Origin of the sequence: Planomonospora sp. ID82291 (assembly GCF_015711645.1) — a bacterium.
Classification (GTDB): domain Bacteria; phylum Actinomycetota; class Actinomycetes; order Streptosporangiales; family Streptosporangiaceae; genus Planomonospora.
Map to the genome: position 1 here is coordinate 340,612 of NZ_JABTEX010000002.1, position 17,185 is coordinate 357,796.

At 71.7% G+C, this 17,185-nt stretch carries 14 protein-coding genes and 1 pseudogene; 8 read left to right on the forward strand and 7 right to left on the reverse strand.

Going from position 1 to position 17,185, the window contains the following annotated elements; translation table 11 throughout:
• Positions 1-45: 45 nt before the first annotated feature.
• Positions 46-2,268 (forward strand): transglycosylase domain-containing protein, encoded by a 2,223-nt coding sequence (locus HS045_RS12510; RefSeq protein WP_196451462.1) that lies wholly within the window; start codon positions 46-48, stop codon positions 2,266-2,268.
• Positions 2,269-2,392: 124 nt separating this feature from the next.
• Here the strand turns inward: HS045_RS12510 and HS045_RS12515 are convergent.
• Positions 2,393-4,401: pseudogene (locus HS045_RS12515) on the reverse strand (thioredoxin domain-containing protein).
• 157 nt (positions 4,402-4,558) lie between these two features.
• Positions 4,559-6,214: a recombinase family protein gene (locus HS045_RS12520; RefSeq protein ID WP_196451463.1), complete on the reverse strand. Its 1,656-nt coding sequence runs from the start codon at positions 6,212-6,214 to the stop codon at positions 4,559-4,561.
• Between the two features lie 121 nt (positions 6,215-6,335).
• Between HS045_RS12520 and HS045_RS12525 the strand changes: the two genes are divergently transcribed.
• Positions 6,336-6,608: a transposase gene (locus tag HS045_RS12525; RefSeq protein WP_307827598.1), complete on the forward strand. Its 273-nt coding sequence runs from the start codon at positions 6,336-6,338 to the stop codon at positions 6,606-6,608.
• Here the strand turns inward: HS045_RS12525 and HS045_RS12530 are convergent, their stop codons facing one another.
• Positions 6,609-6,752, reverse strand: coding sequence for a hypothetical protein (locus HS045_RS12530; RefSeq protein ID WP_196451466.1), 144 nt, complete (start codon positions 6,750-6,752; stop codon positions 6,609-6,611). It abuts the gene before it with no gap.
• 304 nt (positions 6,753-7,056) lie between these two features.
• On the opposite strand from HS045_RS12530, the gene HS045_RS12535 reads away from it, so the two are divergent.
• Positions 7,057-8,235, forward strand: a complete 1,179-nt coding sequence (locus tag HS045_RS12535; protein ID WP_196451468.1) for a hypothetical protein — start codon at positions 7,057-7,059, stop codon at positions 8,233-8,235.
• Positions 8,236-8,259: 24 nt separating this feature from the next.
• On the opposite strand, the gene HS045_RS12540 is transcribed toward HS045_RS12535, so the two are convergent.
• Together HS045_RS12540 and mca are read right to left on the reverse strand one after the other, a co-directional pair.
• Positions 8,260-8,457, reverse strand: coding sequence for a hypothetical protein (locus tag HS045_RS12540; RefSeq protein ID WP_196451469.1), 198 nt, complete (start codon positions 8,455-8,457; stop codon positions 8,260-8,262).
• A gap of 34 nt (positions 8,458-8,491) precedes the next feature.
• Positions 8,492-9,379 carry a mycothiol conjugate amidase Mca gene (mca, locus tag HS045_RS12545; RefSeq protein ID WP_196451470.1) on the reverse strand — a complete coding sequence of 296 codons (888 nt, stop codon included), beginning with the start codon at positions 9,377-9,379 and terminating at the stop codon, positions 8,492-8,494.
• A 170-nt stretch (positions 9,380-9,549) separates the two neighbouring features.
• Here mca and HS045_RS12550 point away from each other — a divergent pair, with 170 nt between their 5' ends.
• The 3 genes from HS045_RS12550 to HS045_RS36125 all read left to right on the forward strand — a co-directional run bounded on the left by HS045_RS12550 (position 9,550) and on the right by HS045_RS36125 (position 12,111).
• A complete protein-coding gene (locus HS045_RS12550) occupies positions 9,550-9,978 on the forward strand; it encodes a DUF4307 domain-containing protein (protein ID WP_196451471.1) in 429 nt (142 codons plus the stop codon).
• Between the two features lie 106 nt (positions 9,979-10,084).
• Positions 10,085-10,588 (forward strand): transcription elongation factor GreA, encoded by a 504-nt coding sequence (gene greA / locus HS045_RS12555; RefSeq protein WP_068901175.1) that lies wholly within the window; start codon positions 10,085-10,087, stop codon positions 10,586-10,588.
• 122 nt (positions 10,589-10,710) lie between these two features.
• Positions 10,711-12,111, forward strand: a complete 1,401-nt coding sequence (locus HS045_RS36125) for a C40 family peptidase (RefSeq protein WP_196451472.1) — start codon at positions 10,711-10,713, stop codon at positions 12,109-12,111.
• Positions 12,112-12,173: 62 nt separating this feature from the next.
• On the opposite strand, the gene HS045_RS12565 is transcribed toward HS045_RS36125, so the two are convergent.
• Both HS045_RS12565 and HS045_RS12570 read right to left on the reverse strand, forming a co-directional pair.
• On the reverse strand, positions 12,174-12,818 hold the full coding sequence (locus tag HS045_RS12565; RefSeq protein ID WP_196451473.1) for a TetR family transcriptional regulator: 645 nt from the start codon (positions 12,816-12,818) through the stop codon (positions 12,174-12,176).
• Entirely contained in the window at positions 12,796-14,286 is a 1,491-nt protein-coding gene (locus HS045_RS12570; protein WP_230884012.1) for an MFS transporter, read from the reverse strand. Before HS045_RS12570 ends, HS045_RS12565 begins: the two co-directional genes overlap by 23 nt.
• An 82-nt stretch (positions 14,287-14,368) precedes the next feature.
• On the opposite strand from HS045_RS12570, the gene HS045_RS12575 reads away from it, so the two are divergent.
• Both HS045_RS12575 and HS045_RS12580 read left to right on the forward strand, forming a co-directional pair.
• On the forward strand, positions 14,369-14,896 hold the full coding sequence (locus HS045_RS12575; RefSeq protein ID WP_196451474.1) for a hypothetical protein: 528 nt from the start codon (positions 14,369-14,371) through the stop codon (positions 14,894-14,896).
• A gap of 289 nt (positions 14,897-15,185) precedes the next feature.
• Positions 15,186-16,985 (forward strand): phosphoenolpyruvate carboxykinase (GTP), encoded by a 1,800-nt coding sequence (locus tag HS045_RS12580; protein ID WP_196451475.1) that lies wholly within the window; start codon positions 15,186-15,188, stop codon positions 16,983-16,985.
• Positions 16,986-17,185: the final 200 nt, after the last annotated feature.

Genomic DNA, 17,185 nt, shown 5'->3' on the forward strand with positions numbered 1-17,185 from the left:
CGCGGCGGGCGGGGGGTCGGCCGCGGAGCCGGATCGGGGGCACGCTTGTCGAAGGGCGCAGGGAAGGCGCGACCGCGCAGGAGGAGGTTCCTGCGGGTCGCGCTGGTCGTCTTCGGAGCCGGCGTCGTGGCGCTGCTCGGCCTGTTCGCCGTGGCGTGGGCGATGACCCCCATCCCGGAGAGCACGCAGGCCGCGGCCACCGCGCAGGGATCGGTGATCTACTACCGCGACGGCAGGACCGTGCTCGCCAAGCAGGGCGTCAACCGCCGGGCCGTCGCGCTGGACAAGGTCCCGCGGCACCTCAGGAACGCCGTCATCGCCGCCGAGAACCGCTCGTTCTACCAGGACCAGGGCGTCTCGCTGCGGGGCACCGCCCGCGCCGTGTGGTCGACGGTCAGCGGACGGCAGCTGCAGGGCGGCTCGACGATCACCCAGCAGATGGTCCGCAACTACTACAGCGGCCTCAGCCAGGAGCGCTCCGCGGTCCGCAAGCTCAAAGAGATCATGATCTCCCTCAAGGTGGACCGCTCGAAGTCCAAGGACTGGGTGCTGGAGCAGTACCTCAACACGATCTACTTCGGCCGGGGCGCGCACGGCGTGCAGGCCGCGGCGGACGCCTACTTCCGCAAGGACGTCTCCGACCTCACCCTCTCCGAGGGCGCCTACCTCGCCACGGTGATCCAGCAGCCGACCAGGTTCGCCGACCCCCGGGGCGACGACCTGGCCGCGGCCCGGTCCCGCTGGAGCTGGGTGGTCGGCGGCATGGTCACGACCGGCGCGATCACCCCGGCCGAGGCCGCGAAGGCCGGGTTCCCCAAGCTGAAGAAGCCCCGGGACGTCTTCGAGCCCGAGGGCCAGGAGGGCTACATGCTCGACCAGGTCATGGCCGAGCTGCGCCGCCGGGGCTACACCGACGAGGACGTCAACCAGGGCGGACTGAAGATCGTCTCGACGTTCGACAAGAAGCTGATGGAGGCCGCCGAGCGGGCCGTCACCTCGGTCCTGCCGGAGGACACCCCGAAGAAGGTCCGCACCGGCCTGGCCGCCGTCGACCCCGCGACCGGCGAGGTCGCCGCCTTCTACGGCGGGCGGGACTACGACGCCAACAAGTTCGACAACGCCTTCTCCGCCGAGGTGCCGGCCGGATCCACCTTCAAGGCCTACGTGCTGGCCGCGGCCCTGGAGAACGGCCTCGGCCTCGGCACCCGGGTCGAGGGGAACTCGCCGATGCGGGTCGCCTCCGCCCCCGAGGCCATCCCCAACTCCGGCGGCGCCTCCTACGGCAGGGTCGACCTGGTGCGGGCCATGCGCCACTCGGTGAACACCGCCTTCGTCGACCTCGGCCAGAAGGTCGGCCTGGACAAGGTGACCGAGGCCGCCGAGGCCGCGGGCATCCCCGTCGACCAGCTCACCCCCCACCAGGCCGCGCCCACGCTGCCGCTGGGCGTGGCCTCGGTGAGCGCCGTGCAGAACGCCTCCGGATTCGCCGTCTTCGCCGCGGACGGCGTGCACCGCCGGGCCCACGTGATCCGCTCGATCACCGGCACCGAGGGCAAGCTGAAGATCACGGAGAAGGGTGAGCGGGTCTTCTCCGAGCGGACCGCCGCCGACGTCACCTACGCGCTGACCCAGGTGGTCACGGGCGGTACCGGTACGGCGGCCCGCCTGCACGACCGCCCGGCGGCCGGCAAGACCGGCACCACGGACGAGTCCGCGTCCGCCTGGTTCACCGGCTTCACCCCGCAGCTGTCGGTCGCGGTGGACATGTTCCGCGACGACAACAAGCCGGTGGTCGTGGGCGGCGCGGCCCAGTCCGGCGGGCAGTACCCCGCCCAGATCTGGCGCGCCTTCATGGCCGAGGCGATGGCCGGCAAGCCCGTCGAGACGTTCCCCGAGCCGTCCTCCCACGGCCACTCCGCCCCCTCCACCGACGACACCCCGGGCCACTGGGGCGACCCCGAGGTCGGCACCGGCGACCCCGGTCACTGGGGCGACCCCGTCCCGGAGGAGCCGGCCTCTCCGACACCGGACGAGCCGACCGCGCCCGCCCCCGACGAGCCGGACGTTCCCGACCCGGGGCGGCCGACCGCCCCTCCGCCGCCGGACGAGCCGACGGTCCCCGCCCCGGACGACCCGGAGCCCGGCCCCGGGGACGGGACGGGAGACGGGACAGGGACAGGGACCGGGACAGGGACCGGGACAGGCGGCGGCTCCGGGGACGGGACCGGCGTGGAGTCCACCGGCCAGGCCGCGGTCCCGGTGGGCTGACCGGGGGCACGCCGGGGACGCCGGCGCCGGGGACGCGGGCCCGCCGGGATCCCCGCCGCGGAGCGGTCCTCCGCTGAGGAACGGTTCTCCGCCCCGGAGACGCCCGGGACGGAGGGCGCCCCTCTCAGGAGGTCCGGGCGGCGTCGCCCAGCTCCGTCCTGAGCGCGTCCGGGGTGGTGACCGGCATCCGGCAGGTGAAGCCCCGGCACACGTACGCCGCGGGGGAACCGCCGACCGGCCCCCGGCCCTCCAGCAGCGGCACCCCGGACGAACCGGGCTCGCCCAGCGCGACGACCAGGCCGGGCACGGCCGACAGCAGCGCGGCCCGGTGCAGCGCGGCGGTGGCCGGGTCGTCCGCGGGGCCCACGACCGCGACCTCGACGGGACCGGCGACGGCCGCCTGCGCCACGGCCAGGCCCCATCCGGCGAACCGGGCGTGCCGGGGGGCCAGCACGCTCACCGTGCCGAGGGCCGCCTCCGCGGCCTCCCGGTGGCGGGCGGAACCGGTCAGCGCCGCGTAGGAGAGCAGGGCCCCGGCCGCGGCGAACCGCCCCGAGGGCGTGGCGTTGTCGGTGGGGTCCTGGGGCCGCTGGAACAGCCGCTCGGCGTCGTCGGCAGTGTCGAAGAACCCGCCGGAGCCGTCGGAGAAGCGGTCGAGCACGGTGTCCAGCAGCGCCCCGGCGCGCCGGAACCAGCGGACCTCCCCGGTCACCGCGTAGAGCGCGAGCAGTCCCTCCGCCAGGTCCGCGTAGTCCTCCAGGACGCCCGCGTGCCCGCCCGCCCGGCCGTCGCGCGAGGTGCGCAGCAGCCGGTCGCCGTCCAGGTGCAGCCCGTCCAGGAGCAGGGCCGCCTCCCGGGCCGCCGCCACCAGGTCGGGCCGGTCGAACAGCGCTCCGGCCTCGGCGAGCGCGGCGACGGCCAGACCGTTCCAGGCGGCGACGACCTTGTCGTCCCGGCCCGGCCGCACCCGCCGGGAGCGGGCCCGCAGCAGGGCGGCGCGCACCCGTTCGAACCGGGCGGGGTCGTCGGGGTCGGCGGGGAGCTGGAGCACCGAGGTGCCGTGCTCGAAGGTCCCGGTCACCGCGAACAGCCCGACCGCCCAGTCGCCGTCGTCGGGCCCCAGGACCTCGCGCAGCTCCTCGGGCGTCCAGGCGTAGAACCTGCCCTCCACGCCTTCGCTGTCGGCGTCCAGGGCCGAGGCGAAGCCGCCCTGCGGGGTGCGCATCTCCGACAGCAGCCAGTCGGCGGTCTCCAGGGCCACCCGCCGGCCCAGCACCGAGCCGGTGGCGCGCCACCAGTGCGCGTAGACCCGCAGCAGCAGCGCGTTGTCGTAGAGCATCTTCTCGAAGTGCGGCACGACCCACCCGGCGTCCACGCTGTAGCGGGCGAACCCCCCGGCGAGCTGGTCGTAGATGCCGCCCCGGGCCATGGCCTCCAGCGTGCGCCCGGCCATGCGGAGCGCGTCCGGCCCGCCGTGCCGGAGCAGGAACTCCAGCACCATCGACGGCGGGAACTTGGGCGCCCCGCCGAAACCGCCGCGGACCGGGTCGAAGGACTCGGCCAGGCCGCGCACCGCCTCCTCCAGCGTCTCGGCCGAGGGGACCGGGCCGGCCGGGAACGCGGTGTGCTCGTTCAGCGCCTCGACGATCTTCGAGCCCTGGGTGAGGACGGCCTCGCGGTCGTTGCGCCAGGCGTTCGAGACCCCGACGAGCAGGCGCTGGAACTGCGGCCGGGGGAAGTAGGTGCCGGTGTAGAAGGGGTGGCCCTCCGGCGTGGCGAAGACCGTCATCGGCCAGCCGCCGTGGCCGGTCATCGCCTGCGTGGCCGCCATGTAGACCGCGTCCACGTCGGGCCGCTCCTCGCGGTCCACCTTGACGTTGACGAAGTGCTCGTTCATCAGCTCGGCGGTGCCGGCGTCCTCGAACGACTCGTGCGCCATGACATGGCACCAAGAATGACGGGATGCTAGAAGCGGGGTAACCAATGGCAGGACGAGTAGCCGATCGAAATCAGCAGTGGTACGTCCCGCCTTCGCGCTTCCAGCATCGCCTCCTTCCCCCACGGCCGCCAATCCACCGGATTGGCGGCGTGCTGTAGGAGGTAGGGAGACGTCTCTCTACCGAGCTGATTCATGACCTCAGCATGTCACACCACCATGGCCGTGATCATCATGACCCCGGAGAAGGGCCAGGACGACGGGTCGGTTGGATGTGCGGATTGCTGAGCGGCCTGCCTCCTCGCCGGGGTGGGCAGGCAAGAAGCGACAACGGTCAGGCAGCCGGCTGGGCGTTCACTTCCGATGAACCTCATTGACAGGCGTCTGGCGACCCTCTCTCCATACGATCTTGATGTCCTTGGCTGAGGCGGTCTTCACACCCCTGCCGACGGGGTGAACGATGACGGCGGTGAACATGCCCTTGATCGTGGCGCGTCGCTGACGCAGGTCCATGGCGTTATCCCAGAGATGGTCGATGTCTCCGGAGAGGAGATGCGCCTCCGTCTGCTTGGCCGTCCAGTCGGCACGCTCTAGCTGAAGCTCTTTCAGATGATCTTCAATCTTCGCGGTGAGCCGGAAGTGGCAGTCATCGCTGATCTTGCTGGCGACCCACCGCTGCGCGAGTGCGTTGAGCTTCCGGTCGAGTTCCTGGAGGAGTTCGTCCTTCTCCCATGCGGGCTCCGGGGCGGCAAGGGCTGCACGCTCCTTGAGCTCGGCCTTCACCAGGTTGGTGATCAACTCGTCCAGTGCCGCGCCCGAGCGGCCGACTCCTGAGCAACCAGCACTGGTTTTGGGCGGGCAGACGTAGACGTACCCGGACTTGCTGCGCTTGTCGGGACTTCCGCGGAGTTTGGCCATGCACATGCGGCCGGTGCCAGGGATGATCTTTCCGCAGCTCAAGATGCCGGAGAGCAGGTATTTAGTCGCCTTGTCCGTGCTGAGTGCCTCGCGTGGAGCGGTCGTCCAGGTGCGCTCGTCTTCGCGGGGCGGTGGGGCGCCTCGGTCCGGCCTTCGGATGCGTGGTTTACCGCGTTCCCAGACCTTGTAGATCTCCTCGGCGCTGCAAACGGTCTCCCATTCTCCGATCTTGGGCTTACCTGTGCGGTCATCGACGTAGATCTCTCCGTCGATGACGCGCAGGCCGGCGTTCCTGGGGTTTCGGACGATCTGTTTGACGGTCTGGTCGCGCCAGGGCCCACCCTTGCGCGTGGGAATGCCGGACTCTTGGAAGATTCGCGTGATGGATCCCCAGGATTTTCCGTCGATGCACGCTTCGATCGCTCTGCGTACCACCGGGGATTCGACGGGGTCGAGTTTCATGCCGTCGGCTGAGAAGCCGAAGGGCCTGCCTCCGGTATGAGGGATGCCGCGTATGGCGAGGCCTTCGTGCCAGAGCCGGGTGCGAGCCTTCTTCTTGCGGATCTCGCCCATGGAGATGGTGATGCTGGCCAGACCACGGATCTCGGAACCTTCGACGTACAGGTCTTGATCACCGGCGTGGTCGATGAAGTGCCGTCCGGGCCGGCTGCGGAAGGCCGCGATGAAGCGCTCCCGCTGCGAGGGGAGACGGTAGATGCGGTCCTCGTCGACGGTGATGACTCCGCCGACGGGATAGCCTTCCGGCGTCGTTCCGCGGGCGAGGTCGGAGAGCATGGCTTCGAAGTCGGGCCGGTATTCGTCTTTCGCGCTCGACAGGCCGTTGTCTGTGTAGCGGCGGACGATGAGGTACTGAGGGCCCAAACGGCGTATGCGGGCGCGCATGCTCCCGTGCTGGGTGGAGACACCGCCGGTTTCGTTCTTGCCTGTGCGGGTGTCGGAGATTCGGGCATAGGCGATGAGGCAGATGAGGTTCTGCTCGATGCATTCGATGACGCTGGGAAGCCCGGCGGGGACACCGCGTTCCGCTAGATCGGCCAGCGTTTCCGGAATCGGTTGCGAGTCGATCGCCACTGATGGCCCCTTCCCTGATGATTTTATTACTCGCATCATGAAATCGCATTGATTAATGGAAGGCGGGTAATTCGCGCTGCCCACCGGTTACACCTGGTCGCGCCTCGGGCGGCGGGCGGTGGTGTCCCGGACCGTACTGCTGGACGATGCCTCGGCGCACGTGGCCAAGGCGTTCAGGGGCAGACGAGAGCAACTGGCCGAGATCGGGGTGGGGCTGCTCTCCCTGCCGCCGCGCAGTCCGGAGTTGAACGACATCGAGCGGGTCTGGCACGCGGCGAAGTACGAGGATTACCCGCGGTGTGCCCAGACCACCGTCGATGCCATCGGTGAAGCCGTGGACCGGGCCATGACCCGGCAACGAGATCGGATTCAGGGATCAGGGCGATGGGGATGATCAGCAGATGTCCCGCGTTCCGCGGCCACCAGGGGGGCAGATCATCGCGAAGACGCGCTCGTCGCGGTAGACCACCTCGGGTTCCGGGTCCGAGGTGAGGTGGCAGAACGGGTAGTGGTGGTCGGCGGGCTCGTGGTTGTGCACCGGGCGCCTCCCGGGCTGGTCGTCGACGTCCGTGGAGCCTGGTTTCGGCGAGGTCCACGCACCCCTTCAGGGCGCAAACCGCAGCGAATTTCACCGAAACCGCTTGGAGTCCTCTCGTCGCGCGCAACAACCTCGCCTTCTACCCGCGAGGAACGGGGAACGCGGACTTGGTGGTGACCCGGTTGTAGGACGTGGCCGACAGGTTGCGCGCTGTACGACCCTTTCCGTCGGAGCCGGACATCCTGGGGGGTTCCGATGCGGCCGTCCTCCCGCCGGAGGCGGGAGGGGCGTAGGCTCACCGGGCGTGGACCTCGACTTCATCTGTGTGCACGCGGGGCGTCCGGCGTCGGAGCTGACCCGGCGCGACGTGGCCCGCGCGCTCCTGGCGGTGCCCTCGGGGGTGGCGCTGGTGGCCCTCGGCGACCTGCGGCGGGCCATGCTGGCGGCGGGCAACCCGCTCTCGGCGGTCTTCTGGGAGTCGGCCAGGGCGACGCTGGGGGCGATCGAGTCCGGGAGCGCGACCATCGGCGACGTGCAGCGCTGGCTGGAGGCCACCGGGACCGAGCCGCTGCTGCTGACCCGGAGCTTCTTCGTCTGGCCGGAGGAGGACGAGCGGGGACCGGTCGCCGGGGAGATGTTCGGCCGGCTGGTCGCCCGGCTGGAGGAGCTGGTCGCGGCGGGGGAGATCGACCCGGACGCGCTCGCCCGGGGCGACGCGGCGGCCCGCACGGCCTACGAGGACCTGCAGGAGGCGTGGCTGTCCGGCCCGCTGCCCGACGGCCGGGTCCCCGGGCCGGCGGTGAGCGACGAGCAGGACGAGGAGCTGTTCGCGGCCTGGGACGAGGAGGAGGCCTTCGCCCTCGACGAGCTGCGGCGCATCCTGGCCGGACTGCCCGATCCGGTGCGGCCCGAGGCCGAGCTGCGGGCCGCCTGCGCACGGCTGCGCGCGGTGCTGGCCGACCCCGGGTATCCCGGGAGCGTGCTGCGGGCGTGCGCCGGGTACGGCGACGGGCCGCTGCCCGCCGACGACGAGGAGCTCTGGCTGGCCGTCGCGGCCGGCATCGCCGGACCGGTCTCCGACCTGCCGGAGGACGACGACGGGGTGGAGGACGACGACGGGGTGGAGGAGACCGCCGACGCGGAGGGCGGGTTCGGCGCCGAGGACACGGCGCTGGCCTCGTTGTGCGCGATCCACCACGCCGACTGGCTGGCCGCGGTGGCCGCGCTGGCCAGGCGCGGCCCCGGGGTGCTGGCTTCGCCCGAGCGGATCGCGCGGCTCATCGCCGAGTCCGACGACATCGACGTCGACATGGACGAGCCGGAGGACCTGGAGGCGACCGAGGCGCTGTTCGGCGCGGTCACGCCCCTGTGGCGGTCGCTGGGCGTCGTCGACGGCAGCGGGATCCTCACCCCGCTGGGCCACTGGGGCCTGCCCCGGGCGCTGGAGCGGGCCTGGTCGTCGTCGGACGCGCTCGGCGACTGACGGCCCGCCGTACGGGCGCCGGGCCTACGGGGCCCGGGTGGCGCCGTTCGGCGTGCCGTCCGCGTCCTCCCGGTCGGTCTCGGAGGGTAGCTCGATCTTCGAGATCTGCTTCCTCATCGACTTGACGAGCAGGAAGAGCGCGAGGCCCAGCGCCGCCACGACCAGGAACCCCAGGAGGCCCGGGCTGACGTCACCCTTGGGGACGGTGTCGAATGCAATCACGCGTCAAGTCTGCCACCGCGGGTCCGCGGTCGGTTCAGGGGCGGGAGGCGTGGCTCACCTCGTCGGCGTGGATGCCGGCGAAGAGGTCGTCCTCGGGCAGCTCGGTGTCCACCAGGGAACGGGCCAGGTGGTAGTCCTCGGTCGGCCAGATCTCGCGCTGCAGGTCGCGCGGGCAGACGAACCAGAACCCGTCGGGGTCGACCTGCGTGGCGTGCGCGAGCAGGGCCTCGTCGCGGACCTCGAAGTAGTCGCCGCACGGGACGCGGCTGGTCACCGGCCACTTCTGCGGGCGGTCCTCCCAGCGGGCGATCCAGTCGGCGTACGGCGAGCCGATGCCGCGCGCGGTCATGGCCTCGTGCAGCGCCTCGAACCGGTCCTTGGTGAAGCCCATGTGGTAGTAGAGCTTCAGCGGCTGCCAGGGCTCGCCCGCCTCGGGGTAGCGGTCGGGGTCGCCGGCGGCCTCGAAGGCCTCCACCGAGACGCGGTTGGTCATGATGTGGTCGGGGTGCGGGTAGCCGCCGTCGTCGTCGTAGGTCAGGATGACGTGCGGCCGGAACTCGCGGACCGCGGCGACCAGCGGCGCCGAGGCGACCTCCAGGGGCTGCAACGCGAAGCATCCCTCCGGCAGCGGCTCGGTCTCGTCATCGGGCAGGCCGGAGTCGACGAAACCGAGGAAACGCTGCTTCACCCCGAGGATCTCGCGCGCCCGCTCCATCTCCAGGCGCCGCACCTCGCCGATGTTCTCAAGGATGTCGGGGCGGTCCATCTTGGGGTTCAGGATCGAGCCCCGCTCCCCCCCGGTGAGGGTGCACACGAGCACGTCCACGCCTTCGGCGACGTAGCGTGCCATCGTGGCGGCGCCCTTGCTCGACTCATCGTCGGGATGCGCGTGAACGGCCATCAGCCTCAGCGGTGCACTCACGGCTCGACGTCTCCTCTTTCAGTGGTGCGGCTCGGACCCCCGCCGGCCTCGCGGCTTGGCCTGGATCACTCCAGGAAGAGGCTAGTTTCTCTATGGCGGTCGCGAGAGCGGGGCCCCCGCAAGGGACAATTGTCTCGGATAACGCCGAGGTAGTGCAGGGAGATTCCGTCATGGCCACCAACGAGGCCGACGAGGGCCGGTTCGAGGGCCCCGTCCTCGGCACCCCGGGCGACTTCCCCGACCGGCCGGAGCGCCGGGGGCGTTTCGTCGTCCACGTGGTGATCGCGATCCTGTGCGCGGTGACGGCGGGCGGGTGGGGGTACGTGATGTGGGCGGCCAAGGGCGAGACCGAGGTCATCAAGCAGATCATCGCGTTCGACGTCGGCCGGCCCGGCTCCGCGCAGATCACCTTCGAGGTGATCAAGCCCTCCGACCGGGCGGCCGTGTGCCGGTTGCGCGCCATGGACGTCGGCCACGCGGAGGTCGGGAGCCGCGAGCTGGACATTCCCGCTGGTGAGGGATATGTCCGCCTTACTGAACGGCTAGAGACCAGTGCTCAGGCCACTTCTGCTGACGTCGAATACTGCTATCTCGTATAGTGAGACATTTGGGGAAGCGTTCGAGCGGTTAACTTGTTAGCCTGTCGAGATTCGACCGTCCGCTCATCCCCAGCACGATGCCCCACAGAGGAAGCAAGGAGAACCCGTGGCCGACTCCCACATCGAGAGCGTCACCTGGCTCACTCAGGAGGCGTACGACCGCCTGAAGGCGGAGTTCGAATACCTCTCGGGGCCCGGGCGCGTCGACATCGCCAAGAAGATCGAGGCCGCCCGCGAAGAGGGCGACCTGAAGGAGAACGGCGGCTACCACGCCGCCAAGGACGAGCAGGGCAAGATGGAGGCCCGCATCTTCCACCTCCGCCAGATCCTGGACACCGCCAAGGTCGGTGAGGCGCCGCGCACCGAGGGCGTCGTCGGACCCGGCATGACCGTCACCGTCCGGTTCGAGGGCGACGACGAGGAGGTGGCGTTCCTGCTGGCCTCCCGCGAGGAGAGCGGCGCCCCGATCGACGTCTACTCGCCCAAGTCCCCGCTCGGCGCGGCGATCAACGGCAAGAAGGTCGGCGAGAAGGCCACCTACACGATGCCGAACGGCCGCTCCAACACGGTGGAGATCCTGGAGGCCGTGCCGTACAACGGCGGCAACTGACCGACGAGGACGGTTGGACCGATCCGCCGGGACAGGGTCCCGGCGGATCGCCATGTCTCCGGGGGAGTTTCCATTCCCGTCGGTGACCATGGTGCGGGTAGTGACTGTTTCGGCGGGTTCGCGTGCATCCGTCGGCGGAGTACGGCAGGCTCGTGGGCCGGACCCCGTCCGAGGGGGACGGCCGGGCGGAACGGGTGGAGTTCGACGGAGGGGGAGACGGCGTGTTCGAGCGGCGGACGCGTGTCTCCGACGTGGTCCGGGAGGTCTGCCGCGACCTGGCCTACCGCCCGCGTCTGCGGCCCGGCGGACGCGGCCGGGGTGCGCCGGGGCGGTCCGCCCCGGCGGTCGCGGTGCCGGCGGTCGCGGTCCTGCTGGTCGCGGTGCTGGCGGCGGACCTGGTGGTGCTGAGCCGGATGCCGGAGCAGGCGCCGGAGCGCGGCGGTGCGGACACCGTCGCCGCCCGCCGGTCCGCCGACCGGCGGGAACTGGCCCGCACCACGACGGCCGCGGCGTCCGTCCCGTCCTCCGGCGTCCCGTCCCCCGCGGTCCCGCCGCCCGTCGCCCCGCTGACCGAGATGCGCAAGCCGCACCTGTTCGTGGTCGCGAACCGGCCGCTGAGCTCCGCCGTCGTGGCGAGGGCGGCACGGATCAAGGGGATCCGGTCGATCGAGCGGGCCGACGCCGCCGAGGTCGTGATGGACGACAAGCGGGTGCAGACGCTGGGGGTGGACCCCTCGACGTTCCGCGCCTACACGCCCCGGCCGACCGCCACCTCCGACAAGCTCTGGCGCAACGTCGCGGCGGGAGAGGTCGCCGTCTCCTTCGTCCTCGGCAACGACGGGGGCCTGGCGCTGGGCCGGACCGTCGCCAGCGGCGGGCGCGCCCTGCGGGTGGGCGCCTACGCCACGATGGGCATGGGCGCCATCGACGCGGTGGTCTCCCGGCGGACGGCGCGCGAGCTCGGCATCCCGGAGAACAACGCCCTGGTGGTGAGCGCCCCGAAGGCCGACTCGACCCGGCTCCGCGCGGCCCTGCTCAAGGTCCTGCCGAAGGGCAGCCAGGTCGTCGCGATCAACCCGGTCTTCAAGGCCGCGCCGCGGAAGGTCTGGCCGGTGTCGGCCTTCATGAGCCCGGACCAGGTGCGGACCGCGCTCACCGCGGCGATCGGCAAGCTGGGCCGCCCGTACGTCTGGGGCGCCGAGGGGCCGGACACCTTCGACTGCTCCGGCCTGGTGCAGTGGGCCTACGCGCAGGCGGGCGTCCGGGTCCCCCGGGTGACGCACCAGCAGTTCGTGTCGGGTCCGCAGATCCCGCTCTCCCAGGCCCAGCCGGGCGACCTGCTGTTCTGGCGGCACGACCCGACCAACCCCGGCTACGTCTCGCACGTGGCGATCTACTGGGGCGGCGGGAAGATGCTGCACGCCCCGCGGACGGGCGACGTGGTCAAACTCGTCCCGGTCTCCACGCGGAACTTCGCCGGGGCCGTCCGCGTCAGCCCGCAGCTCGCCGCACGGGCGGGCTGAGCCGGGTCTCCGCGCGGGCCCCGGCCCTGGGCGGCGCGGTCGCCGTGCCGGACGCGGCCGTGTCAGGGACGCAGGCCCGACTCCAGGAGGGCGAGGGTCTCGTCGACGATGTCGGCCAGCGGGCGGGTCCCGTCGCTCCCGGCCCAGGAGAACAGCGCGGCCAGCATGGCGCCGACCACCGCCCCGGCCGCCGTCCGGGCGAGCAGGTCGGCGGCGGGTCGGTCGGGGGGAACGCGGTCGGCGGCGGGTCGGTCGGCGGGGGCGGGGGCCATGCGCGCGGCGAGCGCCCGGGTGAACACGTCGATGGTGGCGATCATGTTGTCGACGGCGCGGGCGCGCAGCGCGGGGTGGCTGAGCTGGAGCCTGGTGCGGGCCCGGATCTGCTCCTCCTCCTCGGGGGGGATCTGCGCGAACGCCTCGCGCATCGCGGCGCGCAGCGCGGGCACCGGGTCCAGGCCGGCGGGCTGGGCGGCCAGCGCGGCCAGCATGACGGGGTCGTAGTCGTCCTGGACGACCACGTCCTCCTTGGTGGGGAAGTAGCGGAAGAACGTGCTGGGCGAGATCTCGGCGGCCTCCGCGATCTGCTCGACCGTCGTCGCCTCGTAGCCCTGCTCGGCGAACAGTCGCAGGGCCTGCTCCTGGATCGTCCGCCGGGTCCGGGCCTTCTTGCGTTCGCGCAGTCCCTCAGGGCGCGGAGGTGAGCTCATGCGCAGATTCTCGCGCGTCGTCCGCGCGCATGAACACCGCCACGGCCGCGGCGCCCGCCGCGGCCAGCGCCGCGCACACCAGCAGTACGTCGCTCATGCCGCCGGTGAAGGACTCCCGGGCGGCGGCGGCGAGCGCGGGGTCGCCGAGCCGTACGGCGGCGGCCACGGAGTCCCGTGCGGCCTCCGGAGCGCCCCCGGGCAGCCCGTCCGCGTAGCCGGCGGAGAGCAGGCTGCCCAGTCCGGCGACGCCGAACACGCCGCCGACCTGCCGCAGCGCCTGCAGCGTGCCGGAGCCCGCGCCCACCCGCTCCTGGGGCAGTACGGCCAGCACGCCGTCCATCGCCGGGACCATCGCCAGCCCCACGCCGGCCCCCGCCACGGTCAGCCAGACGGCGATGAAGCCGTATCCGGAGGAGGCGCCGGTCAGGGCGCCGAGGGCGAGGCCGCCGGCGAGCAGCGCCAGGCCGGCCGGCAGGAGCACACGCAGGCTCAGCCGGCCCAGCAGGCGCTCGCCGGCCAGGCCGCCGGCCATCAGGCCGAGCACCATGGGCACGACGCGGATCCCGGTGCCGAACGCGTCGTGTCCCAGGACGGCCTGGAGGTGGAGCGGGACCACGAACAGCACGCCCATCATGGCCAGCGAGACGAGGGTCGCGCCGGCGGAGCCCCACAGGAAGACCCGGTCGGTGAAGAGGCGGAGGTCCATCATGGGCGCGGGGGAGCGGGCCTCCACCATGACGAACGCGGTGAGCAGGACCACGCCGGCGGCGAGCGGGACCAGCACGGCGGGTGAGGTCCAGCCGGCCGAGGGCGCCTCGATCACGCCGTGGACCAGCGCGGCGAGCCCGCCGACCGAGAGCAGCGCGCCGGGCAGGTCGAAGCGGGGCCGCCGCTCGTCGCGCGACTCCGGCAGCAGCACCGCGGCCGCCGCCAGGGCGACGGCCACCACGGGGAGGTTGATCAGGAAGATCGAGCCCCAGTGGAAGCGGTCGAGCAGATAGCCGCCGAGGATCGGTCCCAGTGGCAGGCCGAGGGCCATCCCCGCCGACCAGGCCGCGATGGCCTTCGAACGCTCGTGCGGAGGGAAGAGGCTCGGCAGGATCGACACGGAGAGCGGCATGATCAGGGCGCCCCCGGCGCCGAGGAGTACGCGGGCGGCGATGAGCGCCGCCGAACCCCCGGCCGTCGCGGCGAGGAGCGAGGCCGCGCCGAAGACGGCCAGCCCGGTCAGGAGGAGGCGCTTGCGGCCGAAGCGGTCACCGAGGACGCCGGCGGGGAGGAGGAGGGCGGCGAAGGGGATCAGGTAGGCGTCCACGATCCACTGCAGCTCGCCGGTCGAGGCGCCGAGGTCCACGGCGAGCGTGGGCAGGGCGACGTTCAGGATCGTCGCGTCCAGTCCGATGACGAGAACGCTCAGCACCAGCGCGGCCAGGGCCCACCAGCGACGGGAAGAAATGATAGCAACCATGATTTGAGAGTAACTCTCAAAATCTAGCTTGTGTCAAAATATTTCCCGGCCCATCTTTGTGAAATGGTGTAATCTTCATTACATGGAGAACGAAGAAGTAGAGGCGCAGCTGCGCGGTTGGTTCACGGGCCGGCTGCCCGAGGAGTGGTTCGACGGTCCGCTCGAGATCACCCTGGACCGCGAGGAGATCACGGTGGTGGGTGCGCTCCGCCCGCCCGCGTCCGCCGCGGGCTCCTCGGAGGTGGAGCGGGTCGCCGCCGTGGAGGGCGCCGTGCAGCGCTTCCGGGAGGAGACCCGGGAGCGGCGCATCGAGGTCGCCCTGGAGGCCGAGCACCGGTTCCGGCGGAAGGTCTCCTGGGGGGTCGCGGTCGAGGGGGAGCGGGTGATGTTCACCACACTGTCGGTCCCCGTCATGACGCGGCTGCGCCAGTCCGAGCGCCGGGTGCTGGACACCCTCGTGGCCGCCGGAGTGGCGCGCAGCCGCAGTGACGCGCTCGCCTGGTGCGTGCGCCTGGTGGGCCGGCACGCCGACACCTGGCTGGCCGATCTGCGGGACGCGCTCCAGCACGTCGACCGGGTGCGGGCGGCGGGCCCCGACGTGACGTCCTGAGGCTGGGCAGGGAAAAGGCCCTGTCGCGTGGTCTGAACCTTTCGGCTCATTGGTTTAGACCTTCCGCAATGGCCTATACCAATCTTTGGTGCGGTTTATTTAAGCTCGCTTCTTTTGGGTAGGGGAACGCAATCATCGCGGCCTCTGCCAGCCCATACGTCCGACGGTGGGACCGGGCGGAGGTCGTGGAGACGCGCGCCGGGAGTAATTCACTGGTCTATGCCAATTGGATTGCATCCGGTTTCTTGTCGATGATGATTCCGCCTGAGAAGCGTGAGGAGCCGCCACAGTGACCGCAACCGTTGACGTATCCACCTCCAGTCCGACCACCCACGAGGAACTGATCGCCTGGGTCAACGAGATCGCCGAGCTCACCCGTCCGGACCGGATCGAGTGGTGCGACGGCTCGGAGGCCGAGTGGACGCGCCTGACGAACCTGCTGGTCGAGCAGGGCACGTTCAAGCGCCTGGCCAAGCGGCAGAACAGCTTCTACGCCGCCTCCGACCCGAGCGACGTCGCCCGCGTCGAGGACCGCACCTACATCTGCTCCGAGAAGGAGGAGGACGCCGGGCCGACCAACAACTGGATCGCCCCGGCCGAGATGCGGGCGACCTTCGGCGAGCTGTTCGCCGGCTGCATGCGCGGGCGCACGATGTACGTGGTCCCGTTCTGCATGGGCCCGCTCGGCGGCGAGATCTCCCAGCTCGGCGTCGAGATCACCGACTCGCCCTACGTGGCGGTCTCGATGCGGATCATGACCAGGATGGGCGAGCCCGCCCTCCGCCTCATCGAGGAGCGCGGCGACTTCGTCAAGGCCGTGCACTCGGTCGGCGCCCCCCTGGAGCCCGGCCAGGCCGACGTGCCGTGGCCGTGCAGCTCCACCAAGTACATCAGCCACTTCCCCGAGACCCGCGAGATCTGGTCCTACGGCTCCGGGTACGGCGGCAACGCCCTGCTCGGCAAGAAGTGCTACGCGCTGCGCATCGCCAGCACCATGGCCCGGGACGAGGGCTGGCTGGCCGAGCACATGCTCATCCTCAAGCTCACCCCGCCGGCCGGGGAGACCCGCTACATCGCGGCGGCCTTCCCCTCCGCGTGCGGCAAGACCAACCTCGCCATGCTCCAGCCGACGATCCCGGGCTGGAAGGTCGAGACGATCGGCGACGACATCGCCTGGATGCGCTTCGGCGACGACGGCCGGCTGTACGCGATCAACCCGGAGGCGGGCTTCTTCGGCGTCGCGCCCGGCACCGGCGAGTCCACCAACGCCAACGCGGTCAAGGCGCTCTGGGGCAACAGCATCTTCACCAACGTCGCCCTCACCGATGACGGCGACGTGTGGTGGGAGGGCCTGACCGACGAGCCCCCGGCGCACCTGACCGACTGGAAGGGGCGCGACTGGACCCCGGGCGGCGACGAGCCCGCCGCCCACCCGAACGCCCGCTTCACGGTGCCCGCCGGCCAGTGCCCGACCATCGCCCCCGAGTGGCAGGACCCCGCGGGGGTGCCGATCTCGGCGATCCTGTTCGGCGGACGCCGGGCCACCGCGGTCCCGCTGGTCACCGAGGCGCGCGATTGGAACCACGGCGTCTTCATCGGGGCGAACATCGCCTCCGAGAAGACCGCCGCCGCCGAGGGCAAGGTCGGCGAGCTGCGCCGCGACCCCTTCGCGATGCTGCCGTTCTGCGGGTACAACATGGGCGACTACTTCGCCCACTGGGTCCGGATCGGCGAGCGCGCGGGCGCGCGGCTGCCGCGGATCTACTACGTGAACTGGTTCCGCAAGAACGCCGACGGCGCGTTCATCTGGCCCGGCTTCGGCGAGAACAGCCGCGTGCTCAAGTGGATCGTGGACCGCCTCAACGGGCGGGCCGAGGCCGTCGAGACGCCCATCGGCATGCTCCCGGCCGAGCTGGACACCGAGGGCCTCGACCTGTCCGAGGAGGACCTGGCCACCCTGTTCACCGTGGACCGGGAGGTCTGGCGGGAGGAGACGAAGCTGATCCCGCCCTTCTTCGAGACCTTCGGCGACCACCTGCCCCGCGAACTCTGGGACGAGTACAACGCCCTGGTCGAGCGCCTGGGCTGACGGCGGGGACGCCGGCGGCCGGGGCCTCCCGGCGGAGCCCGGCTCCCCGCCTGACCGACCACGTGCGTGTCCGACGGGACCCGCCGGCTCCATCCGGGAGGCCCCGGCCGCCGGCAGGTCCGCCCGGCCGGGGCCGCGCGGTACGGCCGGGGCCGCGTGGTACGGCCGGGGCCGCGCGGTACGGCCCGGCGGCGTCCGCC